This is a genomic window from Pseudomonas sp. MAFF 730105 (assembly GCF_055380705.1).
In genome coordinates, this window is the sequence record NZ_AP018438.1 from 546,700 (window position 1) to 573,647 (window position 26,948).

Consider the following 26,948-nt stretch of genomic DNA (forward strand, 5'->3'; position numbering starts at 1 on the left):
GTTGCGGGTATTGCTGATCAAGACCTCTTCGCTGGGCGATGTGGTCCACACGCTGCCGGCGTTGACCGACGCGGCGCGGGCGATTCCCGGTATCCGTTTCGATTGGGTGGTGGAAGAAGGTTTCGCCGAGATTCCGACCTGGCATCCGGCCGTGGACAAGGTCATCCCGGTGGCGATCCGTCGTTGGCGCAAGAACCTCTGGCAAACCATCAAGAGCGGCGAGTGGCGACGCTTCAAGCAGAGCATGCGCGCCGAACGGTATGACCTGGTGATTGATGCCCAGGGCCTGCTGAAAAGTGCCTGGCTGACCCGCTACGTCAAGGCTCCGGTGGCCGGCCTGGATAAAAATTCGGCCCGTGAGCCCCTGGCGGCGCGCTTCTATTCCCGTCGCCTGGCGGTGGCGCGCGGTCAGCATGCGGTTGAGCGCGTGCGACAATTGTTCGCCGTGGCGCTGGGCTATGACTTACCCCAGACCCTGGGCAACTACGGCTTGAACATCGATCGTCTGGTGGAGCTGCCGCGCGCCTATCCTTATGTGGTGTTCCTGCATGGCACGACTTGGGAATCCAAACACTGGCCGGAGTTGTATTGGCGCCAGCTCACCGAGCGCATGGGCCAGTTCGGCGTGGTGGTGAAGTTGCCGTGGGGCAGTCCGCTGGAAAAAGCCCGGGCCGAACGTATCGCCAAAGGGCTGCGCAATGCCCTGGTGTTGCCGAAACTGAACCTGGGCGGGATGGGCAAGGTACTGGCCGGCGCCCAGGCTTGTGTGGCGGTTGATACTGGCCTCGGTCACCTGGCTGCCGCCTTGGACGTTCCGACTATCTCGCTGCTCGGTCCCACCAACCCGGTGTTGACCGGCGCCTATGGCAAGGGCCAGATCCATCTCGCCAGCGATTTCCCCTGTGCGCCCTGCATGCAGAAACAATGCACTTATCCGCCGACCGCCGAAGATGCCCGTCGGTTTGACCTGAAACGCGAGCAGCCCTTGTGCTTTACGCGACTGAACCCCGAGCGTGTTGCCAGCCACCTGAGCACGTTATTGGCTGAGGAGCCGCGCTGATGCAATTGGCTTTTGTCCTTTATAAATACTTTCCCTTCGGCGGCCTGCAGCGTGACTTCATGCGCATCGCCCTGGAATGCCAGCGGCGTGGTCATCAGATCCGTGTCTACACGCTGATTTGGGAAGGTGACGTCCCGCCGGGTTTTGAAGTGCTGGTGGCGCCGGTCAAGGCGCTGTTCAATCATCGTCGGAACGAGAAACTCAGTGCATGGATGGAAGCGGACCTGGCCAAGCGCCCGGTAGACCGTTTGATCGGCTTCAACAAGATGCCCGGCCTGGACGTGTATTACGCCGCCGACGGCTGTTTTGAAGACAAGGCACAGACCCTGCGCAATTCCCTGTATCGACGTTGGGGGCGCTACCGGCATTTTGCCGAGTACGAGCGAGCGGTGTTCGCCAGGGACGCCAAGACAGACGTGCTGATGATTTCCGAAGTCCAGCAGCCGCTGTTCATCAAGCATTACGGCACGCCGCTGGAGCGCTTTCACCTGTTGCCGCCGGGCATTGCCCAGGACCGCCGCCGACCCGCCGATGCCGACGCGATTCGTGCCGAGTTCCGTGCCGAGTTCGAGCTGGCCGATGACGATCTTCTATTGGTGCAGATCGGGTCCGGGTTCAAGACCAAGGGCGTGGATCGCAGCCTCAAGGCGCTCGCCGCGCTGCCTGCCGAACTGAAAAAACGTACCCGGCTGTTTGTAATCGGCCAGGACGACCCCAAAGTATTCCAATTGCAGAGCGCCGCGTTGGGGCTCGGTGACAATGTGCAATTCCTCAAGGGGCGTAGCGATATCCCGCGTTTCCTCCTGGGGGCCGACCTGTTGATCCATCCGGCGTACAACGAGAATACCGGCACCGTGCTGCTCGAAGCGCTGGTGGCCGGGTTGCCGGTACTGGTCAGCGCGGTGTGCGGGTACGCCCATTACATCGCCGAGGCCGACAGTGGGCTGGTGCTGGACGAACCGTTCGAACAGGCGCAGCTCACCGAATACCTGGAGCGGATGCTGAGTGATGCCGATGCGCGGGCGGCCTGGAGCCGCAATGGTCTGGCGTTCGCTGAAACGGCCGACCTCTACAGCATGCCGCAGCACGCGGCCGATGTGATATTGGCGGAGCACCCGTAATGAAATTGATGCTGGCCGAACCGTTCAAGAGCCTTTGGGCCGGGCGCGATGCGTTCGTCGAAGTCGAGGCGCTCAAGGGCGAGGTCTATCGTGAACTGGAAGCCCGGCGCACCTTGCGCACCGAGGTGGACGGTCGCGGCTTTTTCGTGAAGATCCACCGTGGCATCGGTTGGGGCGAGATCGTCAAGAACCTGGTCACCGCCAAGCTGCCGGTCCTCGGTGCGGGGCAGGAGTGGAAAGCCATCCAGCGCCTGCAGGAAGTCGGCGTGCCGACCATGACTGCCGTTGCGTATGGCGAAAAGGGCCAGAATCCGGCGGACCAGCACTCCTTCATCGTCACCGAAGAGCTGGCGCCGACCATCAGTCTCGAAGACTTCAGCATCGACTGGGTCAAGCATCCGCCGCAACCGGCGCTCAAGCGGGCCCTGATCGCCGAAGTGGCGCGCATGACCGGCATGATGCACCGTGCCGGGGTCAACCATCGCGACTGCTACATCTGCCATTTTCTGCTGCACACCGACAAACCGGTGACCCCTCAGGATTTCAAGCTCTCGGTGATCGACCTGCACCGCGCCCAGACCCGTCCGGCCATCACCACCCGCTGGCGCAACAAGGACCTGGCTGCGCTGTATTTCTCGGCGCTGGACATTGGCCTGACCCGTCGCGACAAGCTGCGCTTTTTGAAGGGCTACTTTCAGCAGCCGCTGCGCCGGATCCTTGCGCAAGAGGCTGCACTGTTGAGCTGGCTCGACGCCAAGGCCAACAAGCTCTATGCCCGCAAACAGCGGTACGGGGATGCGCTCTGATGTCGGGATGGAAACTGGAACCGGCCTACGCCGAGTTGGCGGAGGATTTCGGCAGCCTCGACGCGGTGTTTGCCCTGCAAGGGGAGCGCTTGACCCGTGACCCGCTGTCGGAGGTGATCCGCGTGCAGCGCAATGGCGTGAACTATTACGTCAAGCGCTACGTCGGGGCCGGCAAGGGCCTGCGCCGTTACTTGGGCAAGCCGCGGGTCAAGTCCGAGTGGCAGAACCTCAAGCGCTTCGCCAAGTGGGGCATCCCCACGGCCGAGATCGTGGCCTGGGGTCTGGAGCGTCACGGTGCGGCCTATGCCCGGGGGCGATGATCACCCGCGAACTGCCCCACACCGAAGACCTCTCGGCCCTGGCAGACCGTCACGACCCGCGACTGGCCGATCGCGCCTGGGTCGATGGGGTGAGCCGGCAACTGGCTGGCTACACGAGGATCATGCACGAGCATCGTTTCACCCATAACGATCTGAAGTGGCGCAATCTGCTGATCAACGACCAGTCGCGGCTGTTCCTGATCGACTGCCCGAACGGTGATTTCTGGCGTGGCTTCTGGCTCAAGTACCGCGTCACCAAGGACCTGGCGTGCCTGGACAAAGTCGCCAAGTATCACTTGTCGGCCACCCAGCGCCTGCGTTTCTACCTGCAATATCGCCAACGCGACCGACTTGATACGTGCGACAAGAAACGCATCCGTCACGTGGTGAGATTTTTCGAGGGGCGTGAATGACTGATTTCCTGGCCGGTGAAGACCGGCCATTGCTGGAGCGTCACGGTCTGGACAGTTTCGAGGCCCTGTGGGCGCGGCAACTGGACGCGGTGGACGAACCCAACACGTCGGGAAACGGCTGGAGCAGCGTGTTCCGGCTAGAGTTGGAAGGGCGGGGCTATTATCTCAAGCGCCAGAGCAATTACCTGACGCGGACCTTGTCCCACCCCTTCGGTGAGCCGAGTTTTTCCCGGGAGTTTCGCAACATCAGCCGTTATCGCCAGTTGGGGATTCCGGCCCTGCAAGCGGTGTTCTACGGCCAGCGCAAGATCGACGGCGAAGTGCGGGCGATCCTGTTGACGCGGGCCCTGGATGGCTGGGATGACCTGGATTCGCTGTTGCAGGACTGGCCGGCGCTGACGATAGCGCAGCGTTCGACCATCCTGAAAGCCTGCGGTCTGTTGGCGCGGCGGCTGCATGGCATGCATCAGGTCCATGGTTGCTTTTATCCCAAGCACATCTTTCTGCAAGCGACTGCCGACGGCTATCAGGCGCAGTTGATCGACCTGGAAAAGACCCGCCCGCTGCTGTTCGGTCAGCGCGACAGGGTCAAGGATCTTGAGCCTTTGCTGCGTCGCGCCTCAGTCTGGAATGAAGGCGAAGTCCGCCAGTTACTGGCTACCTACCTGGACCAGCCGCCGGACGCCGCCCTGGTCGATCGCTGGCTGGACCGCCTGACCGCTCGGCGCAGCCACAAGGAAGCCCGTTGATGCATTTGTCCGAATTGAAAAGCGCCGGTCGCAGTCCCGGCCTGCCCATGAGCCTGGAGCTGGCCGATGCCGCCGGTCCGGCTCAATTACAGCTGCTGTCACTGTTACGGGTGTTGCCGGGGCAGCGTTATGTTGGCGCTGGCGTCTGGCGCGGCCGGCCGGTGCTGGCCAAACTGCTGGTCGGTAGCAAAGCGGCCCGGCATTTCCAGCGCGAACTGCAAGGCGTGCGCCTGTTGGCCGAACAGGGCTTGACGACGCCGTTGTTGTTGGCCGACGGCCTGAAGGACGGCGAGGGCGGTTGGTTGCTGTTCGAGTTCCTCGAAGGCGCTGAAAGCCTGGGGGATGCCTGGAAACAGGTCGAGCACCTGCCTCTGCTGGCCGACGAGCAAACGGCGGTGCTTGCCGAGGCCTTGGGAGCCATTGCACAACTGCATGGCAAAGGCTTGTGGCAGGAAGACCTGCACTTGGACAACCTGCTGCGCCACGACGGTAAACTTTATCTGATCGACGGTGCCGGCATCCGTGCCGAGACGCCGGGGCAACCCTTGTCGCGACAGAAAGTGCTGGAGAATCTTGGGGTGTTTTTCGCCCAGTTACCCAAGTCCATCGAGCCGTTCACCGAAGAGTTGCTGGTGCATTATCTGCTGAGCAACGCCGAACACGCGCTGCCCATGGAAGCGCTGCAAAAGCAGATCGACAAGGTGCAGGCCTGGCGGCTGAACGACTTCATGGAAAAGGTCGGACGCGAATGCAGTCTGTTCAGCGTGCAGCGTGGGGCGTTCGGTCTGCGAGCGATCCGGCGCGACGAGGAGGCGGCCATGATGCCAGTGCTGGAGCGGGCGGATGCCTTGCTGGATCAGGGCCACTTGTACAAGACCGGGGGGGCGGCGAGTGTCGGCAAAGTCGAGGTCGACGGTCGTACCCTGGTCATCAAGCGCTACAACATCAAAAACTTCGCCCATTGGCTCAAGCGCTTCTGGCGTCCGAGCCGTGCCTGGCACTCCTGGCGCGAGGGCCATCGCCTGGCATTTCTCGGCATCGCCACCCCCAAACCCCTGGCATTGCTGGAAAAGCGTTTCCTGTGGCTGCGTCGTGGTGCCTACCTGGTGACCGAGCATCTGTCGGGGCCGGACATCATCGAGCGTTTTGCTCCTTACGTGGAAAGCGGTGATGCGCCGGAATCCGAGTTGCTGGCGCTGGACCGATTGTTCGCCGACCTGATCCGCGAACGCATCAGCCATGGCGACTTCAAGGGACACAACCTGTTCTGGCAGCATGATCGCTGGGCACTGATCGACCTGGATTCCATGTGCCAGCACCGCACCCTCGCGAGCTTCGCCCCTGCCTATGCCCGGGATCGGGCGCGATTCATGCGCAACTGGCCTGAGGGCAGTGCGTTGTATCGGGTGATAAATGGGCGACTACCAAAGATACGAGAATGAGTGAAGTTGGGCTGTGAAGATATGTCTTTGCCTGGGCTGACATCAACTTGGAGTTGTTTTTTGAATTTTCAGGGCGCTGCTTTTTTGCTTCAAAGTGTTACCTGTGGGGCATGTGCGATTCATAATCGAAGAATGGTTGCTGCGAAACGCTCGCAGCAGCCAAGGATGAAATAGGCGGCAAAGATTCAGGCATTGATCGAATGCCGTTTTTGAACGCATTGACGAGGGAGTGGCTGGAAAACATGGGCTACTTCTGGTCTTCTTAAAGATCTATCGTAAAGCAACTGATCCATCAATTCAGGTCCCATTCTAAATAGCTGCTCCCGTGGTCAGGCTCACAGGCATGAGATTCGGTAGCCGTCCCGCCAATAACTGATCGCATCGGTGGTCATGATTGGGGGGCTTGGTATCAGTAAGGTTGTCCTGTTGTGTTGGGTTTGTCCGGTTTTCAAACTTGCTACTGTCAATGTCGACAGTGGCGACGGACGGCTTTTCAAGTCTCGACATGGATATAAGAGTTAAAATATTTTTAACTATTGGAGCGCTGGTTGGGGTATATGAAGGGGGCGCCTTGAACGAAATGAATCAGTGGGCGATCTTATCTGTTGTACATCCAGGTAACCTGAATGGTCGGGTCATTTTTTAATGAGTGTGATGGACGGGGCCTTGCCGAACATGCTCACATCCTGTTTTTGCGGGCTAACGGACTGGCACCTAAAATCGTCAGCAACCCGTTGCAGGGCACACGGCCGGTGGTATTCAAATACTTACCGGTCTGTCTTCGCCGCTAGCGGCTTACCGACGCTTTTACGCTATAATCCCGCCCTTTAGCTGCCTAGCGCCCCGGCGAGTGGCACATCAATTTTTCGCGGCGCTTTTCGCCCGTATGCAGACATAAGAGGCTAGACCCTGTGGCATTGACGATTCTTGGCCTGTCCGGCGCCCTCAGCCATGATCCTTCCGCAGCGCTGTACATAGACGGAAAGCTGATCGCGGCGGCCGAGGAAGAGCGCTTCGTACGCGATAAGCATGCAAAGAACCGCATGCCCTATGAGTCGGCGAAGTTCTGCCTGGAGCAAGCTGGCATCAAGCCATCCGATGTCGATGTGGTAGCGATCCCGTTCGCGCCGATCAGCCTGTTCGGCGAAGCGCGCTGGCACTACGCCAAGCGCTACTGGTATGCCCCGGACCGTGCTCTCGACGCGATCCTGATGGGCAACCGTCGCTACAAGCGCTATCGCCGCAAGATCGTCTGGTGCCTGGAGCAACTGGGCTTCGATCCCAAGAAGATCAAGATCGAGCCGGTCGAGCACCACCTGGCCCACGCTTCCAGCGCCTATCACTGCTCGGGCTTCCAGGAAAAAACCGCGATCCTGGGCATCGACGGCAAGGGCGAGTACGCCACGACCTTCTTCGGCTACGGCGAAAACGGCAAGATCCACAAGATCAAGGAATTTTTCGACCCGGACTCACTGGGCGGCCTGTACGGTGCGATCACTGAATTCCTTGGCTTTGAAATGCTCGACGGCGAATTCAAGGTCATGGGCATGGCGCCCTACGGCGATGCCAGCAAGTACGATTTCTCGCGCCTGGCCTCGTTCGAGAACGGCCAGTTGGTGATCAACACCGACTACGCCAACGTGATCGGCCTGCGCCGCTATAAAGAGAAGGGCAAGGGCTTCTACTTCTCGCCGAAGCTGATCGAATGGCTCGGCCCCAAGCGCGAAGGCGATATCGCCGACGAGCCGTACATCCATTACGCGGCCAGCATGCAGGCGCTGTTCGAGAAACTTGCGCTGCAGATGATCGACCACTACCTGGGCGACGTGCTCAAGGAAACCGGCAAGCTGGCTTTTGCTGGCGGTTGCGCGTTGAACGTCAAGCTGAACCAGAAGATCATCGCCCGTGACGACGTCAAGGAGCTGTTCGTGCAACCGGCTTCCGGCGACGCCGGTACAGCCGTGGGCGCGGCCGCTTATGTGTCCCATGCCCGTGGCGTGCCCGTGGAGAAGATGGAACACGTCTACCTCGGCCCGGCCTACAGCAACGAAGACGTGATCGCCGCCTGTGCCCGTCATCCGAGCAAACCGGCGTGGCGCAAGATCGACAACACCCCTGAGCGCATTGCCAAAATCATGGTCGACGGCAACCCGGTGGCCTGGTTCCAGGGGCGCATGGAGTTTGGCCCGCGAGCCTTGGGTGGTCGTTCGATCATCGGTTGCCCGAGCGCCAGCGGCGTTGCGGATCGCATCAACGAACAAATCAAGTTCCGCGAGCGCTGGAGGCCTTTCTGCCCGTCGATGCTCGACACCGTGGCGCCCCAGATGATCAAGGTCGATCATCCCGCCCCCTTCATGACCTTCACATTCGAAGTGGCCGAAGAGTGGAAAACCCGTGTCCCGGAAGTCGTCCACGAAGACGGTACTTCCCGGGCCCAGGTGCTCAAGCGCGAATACAATCCGCGCTACTACGACATGATGAAAGCTTTGGAAGTCCTGACAGGCAATGGTGTGTCCCTGAACACCTCACTCAACCGCCGCGGCGAACCGATGATCTGTTCGCCGACCGACGCGCTGAACATGTTCTATGGCTCCGATCTGCAGTACCTGATCATGGAAGACATTCTGGTGATCAAAGACGGCGTAGACGCTTATGACACGCTCGGCTGAGCGACATGTGCTGCAGTTCTGCCACGGTTATGACGGGCCGTTCCTCGACTGTGCCCGTCAATACGCCAGCCTGTTCTCGGGTACCGGCTATCGCGTGACCACGGTGTTTCTCACCGGGGTCGCCGATGCCGAGGTCGCTGCTGGTTGCGCCTCGGACGAGGTGCTGTTCATGGAGTACAGCTCCAGTGCCGTGAGAGGCCTGAAGCTGGGCGCCATTGGCGATCTGCGCAAGATCGCCGCTTCGCGCAATTTCAGTTTCTGTATTGCCCACCGTTTCAAGCCTATCTACATCGCCCTGCTCGGCACTGGGCTGCGGGTGATTGGCGTGCACCATGCCTTCGGCGATTACCGACGGCGTACTCGCCGGCTGTTCGCCCATGTTTTCCGCAAGCGCCTGAGCTTGCTCGGGGTCTCCGATGCGGTGCGCGACGACATGCGCCACTGTCTGCCGAATTGGCCGGTGGGCCGGATCCAGACTCTCTACAACCGCATCGACCTGGAAGCCGCTGAGGCTGGCCTGGTGTCCCGGGACGAGGCGCGGCATACCTTGGGGCTGGACGCGAACGCCTGGATCGTCGGCAACGTCGGCCGACTGCATCCGGACAAGGGACAGGCCACGTTGTTGCGGGGGTTTGCCGCGGCACTGGCGTATTTGCCCGACCACAGTCAACTGGCCATTCTCGGCCAGGGGCGTCTGGAGCAGGACCTGCGGGAGCTGGCGCTGGAACTGGGGATCGCCGACCGCGTGCTGTTTCTCGGCCTGGTGCCTGAGGCGCGCCGTTACTTTCGGGCTTTCGACGTGTTCGTCCTGAGTTCCGATCACGAACCGTTCGGCATGGTGTTGCTCGAAGCAATGGCCGCCGGCGTGCCGTTGCTGGCCACGGCCTGTGGCGGGGCGAAGGAAGTGGTCGAAGGCGTGGGTATTCTGTTTCCGCTGGGCGACGCCGAGCACCTGGCTCAGGGGCTGCAGCACCTGGCGGTCATGGATGATCTGCAGCGGCGTCAATGCGCCGAGCTGATGCTTGACCGTCTGCGTGAACGCTTCTCCGATCGTGCGGTGCGCGAGGCATTCTGGCGTTTGCCCCAAGTCACCGAACTGGCGCCGAGGGCTTGATGCTCAATCGATTCCAAGGTTGGCGTGAGCGCGGCTGGATGGCAACAGACGCTTCGGCTTATGCCCAGGCCTGGCAGCGCTTTGGTGGCAGTGTGGCGACCCATCCCCTGGTGATCGAGCGCCTGGCGGCCCTGGCCGGTATTCCCGTGCGTTACCTGGCATACGAACATCAGGGTGAGCTGAAGGCGGCCATTGCGACCTGGGGCCGGGATTTGGCGCTGTCCAAGGATGTGCTCAAGCGCAGCGGCAAGAAAGGCTTGTTCGACCTGGGCAATGCCGAGCTGATCCTGCCGGCGGCGCCCGATGCACAGGCGCCGTTGCGTCATCGCGGACGTTATCTGTCGGCCCTCAACGAAGGGCGTTTCAGCGGCCTGAAGGTTCAGCAGGAACAGCTGGCCATGGCGCGTACGCCGGAAGAGCTGTCCAAGAAGTTTCGCTACAACCAGCGTCGCGAGCTGCGTTTGCTGGAAGAGGCCGGTGGGGTGGTGCGCTCGGTCGATGAGTTTTCCAGCGCGGAACTGGCGTCGATCTACTGCGACCTGTTCCTGCGCCGTTGGGGTTTTGCGGCGACCGGTGCCGAGCGCATGGGCGAGGTGATCGAGCTGCTGCGCGAACTGCTGATCGGTTCGGTGATCTTTCTCAACGATGCCCCGATCGCTATTCAATTGGTGTATCGGGTCGAAGCGCCGGAGTGGATCAGCGTCGAGTACATCAATGGCGGCGTGGACCCGCAAACCCGCGAATTCAGCCCTGGTAGCGTGCTGAGTTTTCTCAATACCCAAAGCGCCTGGGAGCATGCCCGTGCCGCTGGCAAGCCGTTGCGTTTTTCGTTCGGCCGGGCGGACAGGGAATACAAGGACCGTTGGTGCAACCCTGTGCCGGTTTTTACCGTATGAGCCCACCGATGAATCGCAAACAGCAGTTGCTCAAGCGCCACCGTCGCAACAAGCGGGCAGGGTTGTTACTCGCCCTGATGGTGCTGGCCCTGCTCGGCGTGCTGGTAGCCTGGTGGTTGCCGTTGGTCCTGGCGGTAGTGGGCTGGGTCTCCCACGAAGCCTGGTTCGCAGATCATTTGTTCTACTCGCCCAGGGACGACTACCAATACAGCTTCCCGCCTTTCACCCAGCAACCTAAGGTGCATCTGGATGCCGGTCGGCTGCGGCTCGATGACGGGGTAATCCTGGACGATGGCGCGACGCTGGTTCTCGCGTTGCAGGTCAAGAGCCGGTGGTTGGGGCGTTTCATCGACCCGGTCGTCGAGCTGTTGGGCGGAGACCTCCCGGATCGACAAACCTTCGAGCGCGGCGTCAACGGCCTGCGCTACCTGAACCTCAGCGAGCAGGGGGCGACGCTATCCCGGGGCGAGCTGCGGCTGCGCGGGCGCTTCTGCCGTTTGCTGGGCGAGCCGACGCTCTGGTCCTTCAGCTCGCCGGAGGTGCAACAACAGCGGGTGATGGTCATCGCCCCTCATGCCGACGATGCGGAACTGGCGGCTTATGGGTTGTACAGCCGAGCCGACGAAGCGTGGATCGTGACACTGACCGCAGGCGAAATCGAAGCTGAACATTATCAGCAGATGGGGCTGGATCGCGTCGAGGCGGCGCGGCTCAAGGGCCGTCTGCGGGCTTGGGACAGCATCGCCGTACCGCGCTGGGCTGGGGTGCCGCAAGGCCATTGCATGCAATTGGGGTACTTCTGCCTCCAGTTGGCGGCCATGCAAGCCGCGCCCACCCAGCCTCAGGGGTCTCGTGAGGCAGACCTGAGCGATACACGGCCGTTCCGCCGGTTCAATCCTTTTGCCCTGCCCGGCGATGTCGATGGCGCGCCGACCTGGAACAACCTGGTGGCCGACTTGCGTGCGTTGCTGCTGATGGCGCGTCCTGAAGTCATTGTGTTGCCGCATCCGACCCTGGATCCGCACCCTGACCATCTTTGCGCCCATCATGCCGTCCTGCAAGCCCTCGAAGGCCTGGAGTGGCAACCCGGCACATTGTTGGGTTACGCCAATCACCTGCACGATAATGACCGCTGGCCCATGGGTGATGCCGGTACGGGCATTGCGTTGCCGCCGTGTTTCGACCCGGACCGGCCGATGCATCCTGTCAGCCTGCCGTTGGCGCTGGCCGGCCAGCGCGACAAGGCCATGGCGTTGGGCATGATGCATGATCTGCAGCCGCGAGCGCCCTTCAAGCGTCGCCTGCGCCGTGCCATCCAGCGGCTGTTGGCGGGGCGCAAGGGCGCCGTGTATGGCGAGAATGAATTCTTTCGTAAAACGGTCAGGCGTCACGAACTTTTCTGGCTTTTGAAACGCTCTGAAGTACACATGAAGCCGAAATGACCCAAGTGGACTCCAGTGTCCTCGCCCAGATGGATGTGAGCTTGTCGTGATCAATTCTTGCCCGAGTATTCTTTTTATCATTCCGTATTTCGGGCGTTGGCCTTTCTGGATGCCTTTGTTTCTGGAAAGTTGTCGGCGTAACCCCGATATTGACTGGCTGTTATTCAGTGATTGTGGCGTGCCGCAGAATCTCCCTTCTAATGTGACTGTCGAGACCATCACATTCGAGGCGTACTGCCAGTTGGTTTCCGAGCGGCTACATATCGAGTTCAGGCCAACGCAGGCTTATAAGCTGTGCGATATCAAGCCTGCCCTTGGCTATATCCATGCGGATCGCCTCGAAGGTTACGATTTCTGGGGCTTTGGCGACATCGACCTGGTGTACGGTGACCTTCGGCAATACTTTACGGCCGAGCGCCTGGCGGCCCATGACTTGTTTTCAACCCATGAGCGACGCGTTGCGGGGCATCTGTGCCTGATACGCAACGTTGCGAGCATGCGTGAGGCGTTCAAGCTGATTAAGAGTTGGCAACATCGCTTCATGGATGATCAGCACCATGCCTTGGACGAAGGGGCATTCAGCCGTATTTTCATGTGGAGAAAGAACTTTCCCGAACCGCTGTTTTCCTTGGTCGGCAAGTTCAATCCATGGCGTCGACGCAGTGAGTTCACCGAGGCATTCAGCACGCCGGGCGGGTGCATAAAATGGCACGACGGTACTGAGGATTTTCCCCTTCGCTGGTTCTGGCGCAATGGTCGCCTGACCAATGATCGGGATGAGGACCGAGCGTTCCCCTATTTTCATTTCGTCTGCTGGAAACGTAACGACTGGTCGGCGCTGCCCGAGCCAGATCCTGTTTGGATGCGAAGGCTGGCGACAGAGTCGGCCTGGATGATCGACGCCACAGGTTTCCATCAAGGAGCACTATGAGCCCGCGTTTGAAAGTGCTGCAGTTGCAGCCGGACTACAACGTAAAGCAGCATGATTTCGCCGATCTGGCGGAGCAGATCGTCAAGGCCCTTCCGCGTGAGCGCTACGAGGTAACGGCGGCTTTTCTGCGCGGTCGCCCAGGGCCTGGCGAGGCGGTCAGTCGGGCCGATCGATCGGTTTATTTCGAGTTTTCGGACAAGTCACTCAAGGGCATACGCCTTCGTGCGATGTGGCGGCTGTACCAGTTCTGCCGCGCGGAAAAATTCGATGTCGTGGTGTGCAACCGCTTCAAGCCCGTCAACATGATGCTGCAGCTCAATCGATGGTTGAAAATCCCGTTGTGTATCGGCATTGCCCACGGGTTCGGAGAGTATGATCGGTTCTATCGCCGTCGCCAGACGCAGCGACAGGTGGACCAACACTGGCGGTTCGTCGGCGTATCGCCGGCCGTCAAGCAGTATCTCCTGGATTGTCATTGTGGATTCACCGAGTCCAATACTTACGCCATCACCAATGCCATCGATATCCAGCAGGCGGAAGCTTTGCAGCATTCACGCGAGCGCGCTCGCGAGATGCTGGGTATCGGCCCTTCGGTGAGACTGGTTGGCGCCTTGGGGCGATTGGTGCCCGTCAAAGGACATACCTACTTGCTGCAGGCTTTTGCCGCACTCAAGGACAAATACCCCACCACGCAGCTGGCAATCATCGGTGCCGGGCGTGAAGAGTCCCGTCTGGCCGCGCAGATCAAGCAATTGGGCCTGGCTGATCGCGCGCATCTGCTCGGTTTCAAGGAAAACGCCCTTCAATATGTCAGGGCCTTCGATATCTGGACCATGCCCTCCCTGGCCGAGGGCCTGGGCCTGGCGCTGCTGGAAGGAATGAGCGGACATCTACCGGTGATCGCTTCTGATGTGCCTGCAATGTTGCCATTGATTCAAGGTGCCGGAGGCTTGGCGGTAAAGCCTGGTGATGTGCCGAGTCTGATAACGGCGCTCGATACCTATCTGGGACTGTCGGATGCCGAACTCAAGGCCTGTGGCGAGCGAGCTTATCGCTACCTTGTTGAACAGCACGATATTGAAGTGTTCCGTCGGAAATACCTTGAGTTGATCGAGACCGGCCTGAATGAGACCTGTAAGGAGCAGCCATGAGTGCCGCACAGCCTGTCGTCACCGTGATCATCGCGTCCTACAACCATGGTCGCTACATTGAAGAATGCATTCTCAGTGTGCTGGGACAGACCTATCCGAACATCGAGTTGATGGTGATTGATGACGGCTCCACCGATGACAGCGTTGAACGTATCCAGCGTCTGCAGGCGGCCCATGGCTTCGACTTCCGGGTCCAGCAGAACCAGGGGTTGACCAATACGCTTAACGGAGCGATTGCACGCGCCACAGGCAGCCTGATTGTGCCATTTGGTTCCGACGACATCATGCTGCCCGAGCGAATTGCCACTCAAGTGGCCTACATGGATGGCAAGCCTGAAGTCGGCATTTGTGCAGGCAACATCGAGTTGATTGATGCCGAAGGGAATCTGTACCCTGAGAACCGCCAGAACCGCGACGTACCTTTTCGACGGCTCGATTTCGAAGATATGTTCATGGAGCGCAAGCCTTATCCGCCGGCACCGACCCTAATGATACGTCGCGAGGCGCTGGAGAAGGTTGGAGGGTTCGATCCGGAAATTCGCCTTGAAGATCTGTTGATTGAGCTGAAGGTGACCCGGGCCGGGTATTACATTGATGGCCTGAGTGTATTGATGGCGCGCTATCGCAAGCACCCTACCAACTCCTACAAGAATCATCGGTTCATGACCGATAGCATTCTGCGTACCTACGCCTTGTTCAGCGATCATCCGCTTTATGACCAAGTGCGCTACAAGTTCCTTAATTCCATGTTTCTGAAAATGTCGAACCGCGACCACGTGTTCGCTCGTGAGCTACTGAGGCAGGTTCCTTTCAGGGCTTGGAACAAAAAAACCTGGCGTGGCCTGGGGCGCATGTTTTTTTGTCCGCTGGAAAAGCACTGAACCGCGCTCAAAGGGTCCGAGATGGCTGATATCGTCGTTCAATGTCGAACGACGGGATCATCACGCCCGGGCCGGTCTGTCTCTCGACAGAATGCGTTTTTGCAGGTCATCGACCGCCGGCTTCGAGGCGATCATGGCGTAACCATCAAGCAGCGCATCAAGGTGTTGCTCAAAAAGCCAGCCGTAATCCTCCGTATAGCGCTGCATATGGCGCAAGTTGCGCTGGCGAAGCGCGAGCCTGAGCGAAGACGGATATACGTACATGTCGGCAATATCGATCAGGCCGAATTCGCCGTTTTCCAGGACCAGTACATTGCCCATATGCAGGGATCGGAAGTAAACGCCTCGTTCATGCAATTGCGCGAGGAATCTTCCAAAGCCCTGGACCAGGGAGTGGCGTTGCGCAGGCGTCGCAGCGTCTTTCATCGCTTGGCGAACGGTCATTCCTGGCAAGGGGACGTAGTGCACTGCACTGCTGCCGTCGTTCAAATGGTACAGCGCGAGTATCGTCGGGCTCTGGATGCCCAGGTTTCGCAACAACTGACTGTTGACGATAAAGCGTTCGGAATAAGGATTGAAGCCGCCCGAGGTGTACCAACGACGTGCTCGGAACAGTTTGAGGAAATCTCCCCCGGACAAACGCAGGACCTTTGGGCCAAGCCCATCGGATTCAATCACCTGAGCACCCGCCGAGAGCGTTTCCAAGGCTTGCGGAGTCAACCTTTCCACAGGAGTATCCAGCAGGCGTCTGGCGCGGTAATTGATACTCAGGGCAGCGATCAGGGCCAGTGGAATCCACAGCAGGAACCAATGCTCCTTCGGCCTGGACAGGATGCCTCCGCCCTCTGTGAGCGCTGCGCTCATGCCGTATACCAGCCAAGTGGAGGCCACGATAAACAAGGGATGATTCCGGTAACGCCAACTGCTCAATAATCCCCAGGCCTGGAAGAAAATCCATGGTACCAGCCCGACGATTCCGACGTAGTACAACACGCCAAGGGCAAAGTTATGGGGTTCGGAGAGCATGTAGCCCAAGCCTGGATCAACCTCAAAGTCCGCCCCGTAACCGTGCCCAATCCAGGGATGCTGGGCGATCATTTGTAGGGCTATCTGCCAGATTTCCAGGCGAAATGAGTCTCCACGGGCAAAAATCATACTGTTGAACCATACGCTTGCGATGATTGCGCCCAGAGCTAGAAGCCCGAACAACGCCATCGAGCGACGATTCCAACACAGGATACCTATCCAGATAATGGCTGCGGTCAATGCGACCAAGGGCGTTCTTGAGCCAGTAGCGGCGACGGCTGCCAGCATGACTAGGGTGGCAGGCACAGAAAGCCAGAGTATCTGGCGATTTCTCCAGAGCATGCCCAGACTGATCCAGTAAACGCAAAAGAACCCGTACAGGTGAGAGCTGAGCAGCGGATTGTCGAGGGCGCCGGAGCCGATCAAGCGCATTCCCGGCTCATATATCCTGGCAAACATGTACAAATTATAGAGCGAGGCGACCAGGGCTATCGTCGCTGCGCCGAACAACAGAGGGTGAAGCAGGTCGCCGCGATAGCGCACCAGTAGATGACACCCGGCAAACAGTAGCAGGATATGCAGTACTGTTTTGATCGGGCGCCCGATACTGTCGATCTCGGGCCCCCACGACAAGCTGATCAGCGCCCAGCTGACGAAAACGACCAGAGCGACGAAAATCGGCTCACGGGCCAGTTCTTTTAGCATGCTTGGCCTGAGGCACAAGGCTATCAGGGCAGGTATGCTGAACAACCCATAGAATAATTTATGGTGCTGGCTGCGCCCCGGCACAAAGAACAAGGCGCACAAAAGCAGCAGGAAGCCAAGCGGAAGAATCCACAGGCAGATGAAATCGAAAACCCTATGGGCGGGGGCGTAGTGCTTGGATAGCATGCTCAGGAATTCATTTTCGTAATCAAGTGGACCATTCACGGTGATGGCTATGGAGTATTTCGTAGCGGCGTAACAATAACAGCCTTACCGGTTTGCCAGAACACCGAAGAAGCTGTGTTAAAGTCAGCGACCTTTTTATCGACATTCGCGTGATATGGCCGATTCCAGTTCCCCAGCAAGCCCCTCAAGCTTGAAAGTCTATTTCCGCCTGCTCGGCTACGTGAAGCCTTACATCGGCTTGTTCGGGTTGAGTATCGTCGGGTTCCTGATTTTCGCGTCTACCCAGCCCATGCTTGGCTATATTCTCAAGTATTTCGTCGATGGCCTGTCCAATCCGAACGCGGTGCTGTTTCCGACGGTGCCATACCTGCGGGACCTGCAGTTATTACAGGCGGTGCCGCTGCTGATCATTTTGATTGCTGCCTGGCAGGGGTTGGGTTCGTATCTGGGCAACTATTTCCTGGCCAAGGTTTCGCTGGGACTGGTGCATGATCTGCGGGTGCAGCTATTCAACAACCTGCTCACGTTGCCCAATCGCTATTTCGACAAACATAACTCGGGTCATCTGATTTCCCGCATCACTTTCAACGTGACGATGGTAACCGGGGCGGCAACAGATGCGATCAAGGTCGTTATCCGTGAAGGCATGACGGTAGTTTTCCTGTTCGCCTCGCTGTTGTTCATGAACTGGCGCCTCACCCTGGTGATGGTTGCGATCTTGCCGCTGATTGCGGTCATGGTCCGCACCGCGAGCAAGAAATTTCGCAAGCAGAGCAAAAAAATCCAGGCGGCGATGGGGGATGTGACACATGTCGCCTCCGAGACCATCCAGAGCTATCGCGTGGTGCGCAGTTTCGGAGGTGAGGTCTATGAGCAGAAGCGCTTCCTCGAGGCCAGCCAGGGCAACACCGACAAACAGTTGCGAATGACGCGTACCGGAGCTATCTACACGCCATTGCTGCAACTGGTGATCTACAGTGCGATGGCCGCGCTGATGTTCTTGGTCCTGTTTCTGCGCGGCGATGCTTCGGCGGGCGACATGGTGGCCTACATTACCTTGGCTGGTCTGCTACCCAAGCCCATCCGCCAGTTGTCGGAAGTCAGCTCCACAATCCAGAAAGGCGTCGCCGGTGCGGAAAGTATTTTCGAACAACTGGATGTCACGCCGGAAACCGACACCGGTACCGTAGAGCGTGATGCCGTTAGCGGGCGGCTCGATGTGCGCCATTTGAGCTTCACCTACCCGGATACCGACAGGCAGGTGCTCGATGACATCAGCTTTTCGGTGGAACCAGGACAAATGGTTGCGCTTGTGGGGCGCTCGGGCAGCGGCAAGTCCACCCTGGCCAACCTGATCCCTCGCTTCTATCACCACAATGACGGTGAGATCCTGCTCGATGGCGTTGAAATCGAGCAGTACAAATTGTTGAACCTACGCCGTCATATTGCTCAGGTGACCCAGCACGTAACGCTGTTCAGCGACACGGTTGCCAACAATATTGCCTATGGCGACCTGGCCGGTGCGCCGCGCGTCGATATCGAGAGGGCAGCGCAAGACGCTTATGCCATGGACTTCATCAGGCAATTGCCTCAAGGCCTGGATACCCAGGTCGGTGAAAACGGTGTGCTGCTTTCCGGTGGTCAGCGTCAACGTCTGGCTATCGCCAGGGCTCTCTTGAAAAATGCTCCGCTGTTGATTCTCGACGAGGCTACTTCGGCCCTGGATACCGAGTCCGAGCGGCATATCCAGTCCGCACTGGATCAGGTCATGAAGGGCCGGACGACCTTGGTGATTGCCCACCGGTTGTCGACCATCGAAAAAGCCGACCTGATCCTGGTGATGGATCAGGGGCGCATCGTCGAACGTGGGACTCACGGCGAACTGCTGGCGCAGAACGGCTATTACGCACGCTTGAACGCCATGGGGCTGGATGTTCCGGGTCAGGATATTGCCTGAGCTGCAGGCTCGCTTTGACAGAGGGGGGCGTTTGAACCTCGTCTGGCTGGCCGTACGCAGCCTTGTGGGAAGCTATGCTTAGGGCGGGCCGTCAACTGATCCGGTGATCCGGCGGGTCCGCTCAAGTGACCATGAGATGCACGGCTATGGATGAGACGTCAAAGGTATGAAGCAACATTCACGGATACGCTCCCTTGCGTCAGCTGTCACGCCCCAGGATCGGGCCTTCATCAAAGCCCAGCGACCACGTTGCATCTGGCTGACCGGACTCTCGGGGGCGGGCAAGTCGACCCTGGCCAACGCCCTGGAAGTGCAGCTCAACCAGCGAGGCTTGCATACGTCGCTGCTGGACGGCGATGACTTGCGCCAGGGGCTGTGTCGAGGGTTGGGCATGGATGCCGAGTCCCGTAAGGAAAATATCCGGCGCATCGCTGAGGTGGCGCGCCTGATGGTCGATGCGGGGTTGATCGTCATCGTTGCCGCAATTTCTCCCTTTCGCGCAGACCGGGAAGCGGCCCGACAATTATTCTCCCAGGGCACCTTTGTGGAGGTTTATGTGAGCACGCCTTTCGGGGTTTGTGCCGAGCGCGATCCCAAGGGGCTGTACCGCGAAGCCCGTGCTGGGCGGATCAAGAATTTTACCGGGATCGACAGCCCTTACGAAGTTCCGCTTGAACCTGACTGCGAAATCAATACCGATGAGGTCGAGCTGGCTCAGGCTTGTCAGCGTCTATTGACCTTGCTGCTGGGCTGATCGAGCACGCGCACCGGGATCCTATTGCAGTCACGGATAAGTCTTCGTTCAACCCTGTGCTAATATCGCGCCCCTGTTCATTTTGTATGTGGGATGCTCCATGAAGTTGTCCATGCCGCGATTCGATCAAGCCCCTGTACTGGTGGTCGGCGATGTCATGCTCGACCGCTATTGGCATGGCGGTACCTCGCGGATCTCTCCTGAGGCGCCAGTGCCGGTGGTGAAGGTCGAGCACATTGAGGATCGTCCCGGCGGAGCCGCCAACGTTGCTCTGAACATCGCCGCCCTCGGCGCCCCGGCCTCCCTCGTGGGCGTGACCGGGGACGACGAGGCCGCCGACAGCCTGAGTAACAGTCTCAAGGGCGCGGGCGTGAGGGCGAAACTCCAACGCGTTGCGCACCAACCGACCATCGTCAAGCTGCGGGTCATGAGCAGGCACCAGCAACTTCTGCGGATCGATTTCGAAGAGCCTTTTGCCACCGACCCCCTGGCGCTGGTCGCTGATGTTGAAAGCCTGCTTGAAGGCGTCAAGGTGCTGGTGTTGTCGGACTACGGTAAAGGTGCCTTGAAAAACCACCGAGCGTTGATCGAGGCGGCCCGTGCCCGAAACATTCCGGTCCTGGCCGATCCCAAGGGAAAGGACTTTTCCATCTATCGTGGCGCCAGTTTGATCACCCCGAACCTCAGCGAGTTTGAAACCATCGTCGGCGGTTGCGCCGATGAGCACGAGCTGGTGAGCAAGGGCGCGCAGCTTATGCAGGAACTTGACTTGGGCGCGTTGCTGGTGACCCGGGGCGAGCATGGCATGACCCTCCTGCGCCCTGGTAATCCTGCGTTGCACCTGCCAGCCCGCGCTCGAGAAGTATTCGACGTAACGGGCGCTGGTGACACCGTGATCTCGACCCTGGCTGCTGCCATCGCTGCCGGTGAGGAACTGCCCCACGCGGTGGCCCTGGCGAATCTGGCTGCGGGCATCGTTGTTGGCAAGCTTGGCACGGCCGCCATCAGCGCCCCCGAGCTGCGTCGCGCCATTCAACGCGAGGAAGGTTCCGAGCGCGGTGTGCTGGGCTTGGAACAACTGTTGCTAGCGGTTGACGACGCCCGTGCCCACAATGAAAAAATCGTTTTCACCAACGGCTGCTTTGACATCCTGCATGCCGGCCACGTGACCTACCTCGAACAGGCCAGGGCCCAGGGCGATCGCCTGATCGTAGCGGTCAATGACGATGCGTCGGTGAGCCGCCTAAAGGGGCCGGGCCGCCCGATCAATAGTGTGGACCGGCGAATGGCAGTCCTGGCCGGCCTTGGTGCGGTGGACTGGGTCATCAGCTTCAGCGAGGGTACACCGGAAAGCCTGCTGCGCCAGGTCAAGCCCGATGTGCTGGTAAAGGGCGGTGACTACGGGATCGATCAGGTCGTGGGGGGTGACATCGTCGCGGCTTATGGCGGTACCGTGAAGGTCTTGGGGTTGGTAGAAAACAGTTCGACTACGGCCATCGTCGAGAAGATTCGCGGTCGTTGAATTAAACCTGGATTCACCCCCGGAAGGCGCGAGCGGAGCGTCTGTCCACTCTGGACGATAGCCCCCGTCCATCCCCCTACCTTATTTTGTTTGTGGTCGATTAGTATGAAAGTCATGCTCTTGGTGATGGATGAACAGCGTGTGATCCTTGATCGCCTCTATGAGGTGGCACGGGAGAATTGCGACGACTGCGTCATCTATCGCTTGAGTAAACAGCAGCAGATGAATCTCGGCCCATTCCTGGCGTCGGTTAATTACCAGGACTTCGATCGGGTAGTGATTTTCTCGCGGGTCAAGCGTCTGGTCCGGCAGTTGAGCGTATTGAAGTGCATTCCGGGTCTGATCTTCCTCGAGCATGATGCTTATCAGAACTATATGCGCGAAAGTAAATACAGAAGCGTCTACTCACGTTTGTATCGTCGGTTGCCAAGTTGTCGTGCGTTGGTATCGGGTGCTGTAGTTGCCCGCCGGATGCAGGCCGAGGACATCGATGCGGTGTTCGTATCCAAGGGTTATGACGAACAGATGCTGCACAACACGGGCAGCGTTCGCGATATTCCCGTCGGGTTCCTCGGAAGTCTCAAGAGCACCGAATATGCCCAGCGTAAAACCTTGCTCGAGTCTCTGGCCAGGCGTACTGGCATGCTCGTGACGCGTACCGCATCGGGTCGCGAGTACCTGGAAACCCTCAATCGCATCAAGATCTTCGTCAGCGCCGACCTGGGCATGGGGGAGTTCATGATCAAGAACTTCGAGGCCATGGCCTGCGGGTGTGTGCTATTGGCCTGGAGCCAGGGTGAAGAGGATAAGTTGCTCGGTTTCGAGGACATGGAGAACGTGGTGTTCTACCATTCCGAGGGCGAAGCGGTGCAGAAGCTGGAGTTGCTGCAGCGTGAGCCGGAACTGGCGGCGCGGATCGCCAGCAAGGGCCAGGCCTTCGCCGAAAGCCGCTATTCATTCGCTCGCGTCGGGCAGGATCTGGCTGCAGAAATCCAGCGAGAGATGCGCCCTTGGCAGCCGCCCTCGGCGCTCATCCGCTGGTGGGTCAAGCTTCGCTATGGTATGCGGGTGCCGGGGTAGACGACATGGACAAGCGCGCTGCTCAATCCGGCGAGATGGCCCTTGACCGGCTGCCTGGTGGCGATCAGTCGGTATTCGACGCGATCCCTCAGGCATTGAAGGATTGCCTGGGCAAAGCATCACGAGTGCTGCTGGTGGCGAACAATCCGGCGATCACGGCGGCGGACTTCCAGGCGCTCGGTATCGGTAGTGACGATGTAGTCGTGACGTTCAACACCTGCCTGAACTCGGCGCTGCTCAACCGACAGAGCGTCAATGTGTTGGTGCATGGTTTCAACGCCCCCGATGCGTATTTCTTTGGTCTGCCGTACAAGCCCGAAGTGCAGCAATTATTCGAGCTGGCCGTGGCGCGCTGCTTCACGATGTTGGTGGGGTGCACGGCGCCCATGTCGCCGCTGCCGGGTGTCACCCTATATCGCGAGCGCATTCCGCTGCCTCCGTTGTGGAACTACCCGGTCGACAGGCCTGGCGGCAAGCGCTATGTCGGTCCTTCGACAGGCTTCAATGCGCTAGTGGTCTTTGATTGGTTGCGTGGGCATGCAGGCTATACCTATCAGTTGATGACCCTGGGTTTCTCCAACGAAGCAGGAAAACTCTGGGGCGGACACGCCTGGGATTATGAGCGGCAATGGCTGCTGGAAGCTGACGTGACGGTCGTGCCGTTGCAACGTAGCCGTTGGTGGCATCGGTGGTTCCGTCGTCGCTGAGTTCGGCGGGTCACGTCGAACCAGCTGATGCGCCGCTGCGGACATTTTCTTCTTTATGGTCGGGACAGAACGCGTGTTGAAAGTTGCGGTGGCATTTTTTGGTATCCCGAGAAACTCGGCGATTTGCTTTCCCTCCATCCGGGAGAACGTCCTGGGGCAGATCCCCGCGGGAAGCGAAGTGCAGTGTTTCTACCACCTGTACAAAATCGATGAAGTGCACAACCCGCGTTCTGGCGAGCGGGGCGAGCTAAGTACCGACAATTATGCGCCGTTCAGCACCATGACCGGCCAGCTCCATTCCACCGAGGGGGTTCTGGAGCGTTGGGACTTCGAACGGGTCAAGGCCCTGGGCGACACCTGGGCAGACGAGTACGCTTCGCTCAGGAACCTGATCTATCAGCTCAACTCCCTGCACACCGTGACGGAAATGATGGAGTCGTTCGATCCGGATTTTGTCGTGTTCGTACGTCCCGACAATTTTTACCACACGGCGCTTCCGGCTTACGTGTTCGATCATTCCGTTGCCCGCAGGGCGAATGCCTATATCCCCGATTGGCAATGGTGGGGCGGTTTGAATGATCGTTTTTCGATATGTGGGCGTGATGCCTACCGTGCCTACGGCAAGCGTATCGAGCACATTTTCGATTTTTGCCAGGCAACAGGCAGGAAGCTGCATTCCGAACGACTGCTCAAATATGCCCTGCAGCAGTCAGGGGTCAAGGTTTGCACCCTGCCAACCACCGCGTCACGAGTGCGAATCGACGGCGCCTTCGCCGAGGAATCGTTCTCGCCCAAGCGGGGCATGGGCAAGCGTGAAAATCGCTATTTCCATCTACTTGCCCGCTGGCGTACCTATATCGATAAACGACGTTCGGCGTGACGCTATTTTTGCAGCGTCCCGCGAACCATGCGCATGAGGCCCAGGGCCTTCTTGCGTAGTTTGGTCAGACCCTGGCGATGGGGAGGAGGGGAGGTCAGACCTTGCTGCGCGGTCCAGTCCTTCCAGCGGATGCGCTCTTCGCGAACCACCCAGCCTTCCTGGCTGGCGAAGCTTTCGGCCAGATGCAGGCCGCGTGTGCCGGCCGGAACCAGTTGATCGCGTTTGAGTGTGTAGAGCTCACCCGTTGGCTTGCCGTCTTCAAGGGGCATCAGGTAAAGGTCCGGCCGCTTGCGGTCCAGGCGCGCCACCAGTTGGTCGCCCTCCAGGCGTTCATCGACGTGAAACAGACTCAGTGACTTGGCTTCCTTGGGCACTTCCAGGCGCAAATCGTAGATCAGTTGCAGTGACGCCGTTGGCAGGTGCACGTAAGCCCGCGGCCGCTCAATCAATTGCAGATTGGCGCTGCGTACCGGACGGGCCGAGCCCGACAGCGGTGTCAGCCGAAACGGCAATGCCTCGCGATAGTGCAAGGCCGTGGCATAGGGCGCTGGCAGCCAAGTGTCGTTGAATCGCCCGCCGAGCCAGCCTTCAGGGGTTTCCAGCAGGCATTCTTCGGCAATTTCACTGATGGCGGTGAGTAACGGCAGGTTCAGTTCGTGGGCCGGGACATAACCGGAGATCAGCTTGAGCACCACGTCGCCGCGATCCTGCCGACGCTGGCGCACCAACACCCAATAGTCGCGGTTCTGCCACTGCAGGGTCAGGCGCACCGAGACCCCCAGGTTCGCCAGCTCCAGGGAAAAACGTTCGGCATCGGCCACCGTCACGGGGCGGCGGCGTTGCAAGGTCTGGGCGAAGTTCAGCGGCATCCCGACGCTCTGGTAAGTCAGGCCTTCGGGTGTCGCTTCGACGAACAGCGGCAGGGTCTTGAAGTTGCTCGGGTTCTTCCTGATGAGCGTGCGCGGCATATCGGCTCCTGCTAAAAACCGCGTGAAGCGGCGTCAGTTTTTACGTAGGACCTTGGCTACGGTCGCGACGTTATGGGCGAGGTGCAGCGGATTGATGGTGCCGACAATAGCACTGGCGATCCCTGGGTGCTCAAACAACAGCTCGAAGCTGGCCTGGACTGGGTCCACGCCTGGGCTCAGGCAGGCGTGACCACTGGCGAGGGCTTTCTTCACCAGGATGGCTTTGCCGTGCTCGGTAGCGTAGTCAATGACAGCGGTTTCGCTTCGTTCGTTCAGATTGTAGGTAACCATGGCGCAATCGCCCTGCTCGAGGGCCTTCAGGCCACCCTCGACTGTCTTGCCGGAGAAACCGAAGCCACCGATCTTGCCCTCGCGCTTGAGCGCCGCCAGGGTCGGGTAGACCTCGCTGCCGTTGAGTATCGCCAGGTCATTGCCGTCGGAGTGCACCAGTACCAGGTCGATATAGTCGGTCTCCAGGCGCTTGAGGCTGCGCTCCACCGAGAAACGGGTGTGGGCGGCACTGAAGTCGTGGCGCGACTGCCCGTTACTGAACTCTTCGCCGACCTTGCTGACAATCACCCAGTCCTGGCGCTGACCGCGCAACAGCGGGCCAAGGCGTTCTTCGCTGCGGCCATAAGCCGGCGCGGTGTCGATGAGGTTGATGCCCAGGTCACGCGCCAGCTTGAGGAGCATGCGTGCTTCGTCGTCATCGGGAATGCGGAAACCGCTGGGGTACTTGACCCCCTGGTCGCGACCAAGCTTGACGGTGCCCAGGCCCAGGGGAGAAACCTTCGGGCCGTGGATGCCGAGGGAGCGATAGAAGTCGTGCAGGGTCGGCTGGCTCATGGCAGCAACTGCTCCCAGGCGGGCACGCCCATGGGCGGTTTCGGCAGGTCCGGTAGCGGCGCCGGGTGGCTGGCGGTGATACCGCCCTGTTGCAGTGCGGCAATCACCCGGTCGGAAAAGTCCGGGGCCAGGGCCAGCTTGGTCGGCCAGCCTACCAACAGGCGATCCTGCTCGGCGAGGAAGGCGTTGTCCGGGCGCGTCAGACCCGATTGCAGGGGTTCGGCGCGATCGACCCGCAAGGTGGCCCATTGTGCGGTGGTGAGGTCGACCCAGGGCAGCAATTGTCCGAGTTCCTTTTGCGCGGTGGCGATCTGCGCGGCGGGTTCGCGGGCCACGCCATCGGCTTCGGCGATGTCGCCGCCCAGGTACCAGACCCATTGGCCATCGGCGGCCGGGTGAGTGGTGACGGTGATGCGCGGCTTCGGCCCGCCCCCCAGGCAATGGGCATACAGCGGCTTGAGGCTCGGTCCCTTGACCAGCACCATGTGCAAGGGCCGACGCTGCATGGCCGGCTGGTCCAGGCCCAAGGCAGCGAGCAGGTCGGCGGTACCGGCCCCGGCACTGAGGACAATGCGTTGGGCACGGATCTCGCGACCGTCCACCTTCAGACCCACCAGTTCGCCGGCTTCGCGCAGCGGTTCGATGTGCTGGCCGGCGAGCAGGCTGTCGCCGGCCAGTTCCGCCAGGCGTTCGATCAGGCTGGGGACATCCACCACCAGTTCGGCCAGGCGATAGACCTTGCCTTTGAAACGCTTGTCCTGCAGGGCCGGTGGCAGTTGCTCACCCTTGACCTGATCGACCCGCCCGCGCACGGCCTTGCTGGCGAAAAAGCTGGTGAGATTGCCGGCCAGGGTGCCAGGAGACCACAGGTAATGGGCTTCGGACAGCAGGCGCACGCCGGACAGGTCCAGCTCGCCGTCGCCACCGAGCGCTTCACGCCAACGGCGCGGCATGTCAGCGATGGCTTCCGAGGCGCCGGTCAGGGCACCATGCAGCGCATATTTGGCGCCGCCATGGATGATGCCCTGGGATTTGACGCTCTGCCCACCGCCGAGGCTGGCACTTTCCACCAGCACGGTCGAATAGCCCAGGCGACGCAGGCGTGCATTCAGCCAGAGGCCGGCGACTCCGGCGCCGACAATCAGCACGTCGGTGGAAATTACGGATGGCATGCAGCGACCTCAGTGTTCAAGACGAAGGCGCAGTATACAGACTCGATGAACTGAGTTTGGCCACCCATTCAGGGGCAGCCGCCAAAACTGTGGCGAGGAAGATCTCCTGTGGCGAGGGGATTCATCCCCGCTGGGCTGCGCAGCAGCCCC

22 protein-coding genes and 1 pseudogene are annotated in these 26,948 nt (G+C 59.8%); 19 read left to right on the plus strand and 4 right to left on the minus strand.

Annotated features, from left to right (window positions below; genetic code table 11):
* The first annotated feature begins 1 nt into the window (after position 1).
* The 13 genes and pseudogenes from waaC to PCOSP_RS02435 all read left to right on the plus strand — a co-directional run bounded on the left by waaC (position 2) and on the right by PCOSP_RS02435 (position 14,995).
* Positions 2-1,060: a lipopolysaccharide heptosyltransferase I gene (waaC, locus tag PCOSP_RS02375; protein WP_464710232.1), complete on the plus strand. Its 1,059-nt coding sequence runs from the start codon at positions 2-4 to the stop codon at positions 1,058-1,060.
* Positions 1,060-2,181, plus strand: coding sequence for a glycosyltransferase family 4 protein (locus tag PCOSP_RS02380; protein WP_464710233.1), 1,122 nt, complete (start codon positions 1,060-1,062; stop codon positions 2,179-2,181). The genes waaC and PCOSP_RS02380 overlap by 1 nt, the downstream gene beginning before the upstream one ends.
* The gene (gene rfaP, locus PCOSP_RS02385) at positions 2,181-2,987 is read left to right on the plus strand and encodes a lipopolysaccharide core heptose(I) kinase RfaP (RefSeq protein ID WP_139646844.1); all 807 of its coding nucleotides are present in this window, start codon (positions 2,181-2,183) and stop codon (positions 2,985-2,987) included. Before PCOSP_RS02380 ends, rfaP begins: the two co-directional genes overlap by 1 nt.
* Positions 2,987-3,720: pseudogene (locus PCOSP_RS02390) on the plus strand (lipopolysaccharide kinase InaA family protein). Before rfaP ends, PCOSP_RS02390 begins: the two are co-directional and overlap by 1 nt.
* Positions 3,717-4,469, plus strand: coding sequence for a lipopolysaccharide kinase InaA family protein (locus PCOSP_RS02395; RefSeq protein ID WP_464710234.1), 753 nt, complete (start codon positions 3,717-3,719; stop codon positions 4,467-4,469). The pseudogene PCOSP_RS02390 and the gene PCOSP_RS02395 overlap by 4 nt, the downstream one beginning before the upstream one ends.
* Positions 4,469-5,911, plus strand: coding sequence for a lipopolysaccharide kinase InaA family protein (locus tag PCOSP_RS02400; protein ID WP_464710235.1), 1,443 nt, complete (start codon positions 4,469-4,471; stop codon positions 5,909-5,911). The genes PCOSP_RS02395 and PCOSP_RS02400 overlap by 1 nt, the downstream gene beginning before the upstream one ends.
* Before the next feature lie 911 nt (positions 5,912-6,822).
* Positions 6,823-8,580 carry a carbamoyltransferase family protein gene (locus PCOSP_RS02405; protein WP_139646837.1) on the plus strand — a complete coding sequence of 586 codons (1,758 nt, stop codon included), beginning with the start codon at positions 6,823-6,825 and terminating at the stop codon, positions 8,578-8,580.
* Positions 8,564-9,694, plus strand: a complete 1,131-nt coding sequence (locus PCOSP_RS02410) for a glycosyltransferase (protein WP_139646834.1) — start codon at positions 8,564-8,566, stop codon at positions 9,692-9,694. The genes PCOSP_RS02405 and PCOSP_RS02410 overlap by 17 nt, the downstream gene beginning before the upstream one ends.
* Positions 9,694-10,590, plus strand: coding sequence for an antimicrobial resistance protein Mig-14 (locus PCOSP_RS02415; RefSeq protein WP_139646832.1), 897 nt, complete (start codon positions 9,694-9,696; stop codon positions 10,588-10,590). Before PCOSP_RS02410 ends, PCOSP_RS02415 begins: the two co-directional genes overlap by 1 nt.
* Before the next feature lie 8 nt (positions 10,591-10,598).
* Complete coding sequence (locus PCOSP_RS02420; protein WP_464710236.1) at positions 10,599-12,032, plus strand: PIG-L deacetylase family protein; 1,434 nt, start codon at positions 10,599-10,601, stop codon at positions 12,030-12,032.
* 46 nt (positions 12,033-12,078) lie between these two features.
* On the plus strand, positions 12,079-12,963 hold the full coding sequence (locus PCOSP_RS02425; RefSeq protein ID WP_139646828.1) for a DUF6625 family protein: 885 nt from the start codon (positions 12,079-12,081) through the stop codon (positions 12,961-12,963).
* Positions 12,960-14,114 carry a glycosyltransferase gene (locus PCOSP_RS02430; RefSeq protein WP_139646924.1) on the plus strand — a complete coding sequence of 385 codons (1,155 nt, stop codon included), beginning with the start codon at positions 12,960-12,962 and terminating at the stop codon, positions 14,112-14,114. The genes PCOSP_RS02425 and PCOSP_RS02430 overlap by 4 nt, the downstream gene beginning before the upstream one ends.
* Positions 14,111-14,995, plus strand: a complete 885-nt coding sequence (locus PCOSP_RS02435; protein WP_464710237.1) for a glycosyltransferase — start codon at positions 14,111-14,113, stop codon at positions 14,993-14,995. Before PCOSP_RS02430 ends, PCOSP_RS02435 begins: the two co-directional genes overlap by 4 nt.
* A gap of 60 nt (positions 14,996-15,055) precedes the next feature.
* Here the strand turns inward: PCOSP_RS02435 and PCOSP_RS02440 are convergent, their stop codons facing one another.
* The gene (locus PCOSP_RS02440) at positions 15,056-16,912 is read right to left on the minus strand and encodes an O-antigen ligase family protein (protein ID WP_464710238.1); all 1,857 of its coding nucleotides are present in this window, start codon (positions 16,910-16,912) and stop codon (positions 15,056-15,058) included.
* A gap of 154 nt (positions 16,913-17,066) precedes the next feature.
* Here PCOSP_RS02440 and msbA point away from each other — a divergent pair, with 154 nt between their 5' ends.
* From msbA to PCOSP_RS02470, 6 genes are all read left to right on the plus strand, one after another.
* Positions 17,067-18,869 (plus strand): lipid A export permease/ATP-binding protein MsbA, encoded by a 1,803-nt coding sequence (msbA, locus tag PCOSP_RS02445; RefSeq protein ID WP_139646822.1) that lies wholly within the window; start codon positions 17,067-17,069, stop codon positions 18,867-18,869.
* A 166-nt stretch (positions 18,870-19,035) separates the two neighbouring features.
* Entirely contained in the window at positions 19,036-19,623 is a 588-nt protein-coding gene (gene cysC, locus PCOSP_RS02450; protein ID WP_464710239.1) for an adenylyl-sulfate kinase, read from the plus strand.
* 100 nt (positions 19,624-19,723) lie between these two features.
* The gene (gene hldE, locus PCOSP_RS02455; RefSeq protein ID WP_464710240.1) at positions 19,724-21,145 is read left to right on the plus strand and encodes a bifunctional D-glycero-beta-D-manno-heptose-7-phosphate kinase/D-glycero-beta-D-manno-heptose 1-phosphate adenylyltransferase HldE; all 1,422 of its coding nucleotides are present in this window, start codon (positions 19,724-19,726) and stop codon (positions 21,143-21,145) included.
* Between the two features lie 105 nt (positions 21,146-21,250).
* Positions 21,251-22,225, plus strand: a complete 975-nt coding sequence (locus tag PCOSP_RS02460; RefSeq protein WP_139646818.1) for a glycosyltransferase — start codon at positions 21,251-21,253, stop codon at positions 22,223-22,225.
* A 5-nt stretch (positions 22,226-22,230) separates the two neighbouring features.
* Entirely contained in the window at positions 22,231-22,932 is a 702-nt protein-coding gene (locus PCOSP_RS02465) for a hypothetical protein (RefSeq protein ID WP_139646816.1), read from the plus strand.
* A gap of 73 nt (positions 22,933-23,005) precedes the next feature.
* The gene (locus PCOSP_RS02470) at positions 23,006-23,812 is read left to right on the plus strand and encodes a hypothetical protein (RefSeq protein WP_139646814.1); all 807 of its coding nucleotides are present in this window, start codon (positions 23,006-23,008) and stop codon (positions 23,810-23,812) included.
* 2 nt (positions 23,813-23,814) lie between these two features.
* Here PCOSP_RS02470 and PCOSP_RS02475 read toward each other — a convergent pair whose 3' ends face one another.
* The 3 genes from PCOSP_RS02475 to PCOSP_RS02485 are packed head-to-tail and all read right to left on the minus strand — an operon-like array spanning position 23,815 to position 26,798.
* A complete protein-coding gene (locus tag PCOSP_RS02475; RefSeq protein WP_139646812.1) occupies positions 23,815-24,780 on the minus strand; it encodes a metal ABC transporter ATPase in 966 nt (321 codons plus the stop codon).
* 33 nt (positions 24,781-24,813) lie between these two features.
* Entirely contained in the window at positions 24,814-25,626 is an 813-nt protein-coding gene (locus PCOSP_RS02480; RefSeq protein WP_464710241.1) for an aldo/keto reductase, read from the minus strand.
* Complete coding sequence (locus tag PCOSP_RS02485) at positions 25,623-26,798, minus strand: NAD(P)/FAD-dependent oxidoreductase (protein ID WP_464710243.1); 1,176 nt, start codon at positions 26,796-26,798, stop codon at positions 25,623-25,625. The genes PCOSP_RS02480 and PCOSP_RS02485 overlap by 4 nt, the downstream gene beginning before the upstream one ends.
* Positions 26,799-26,948: the final 150 nt, after the last annotated feature.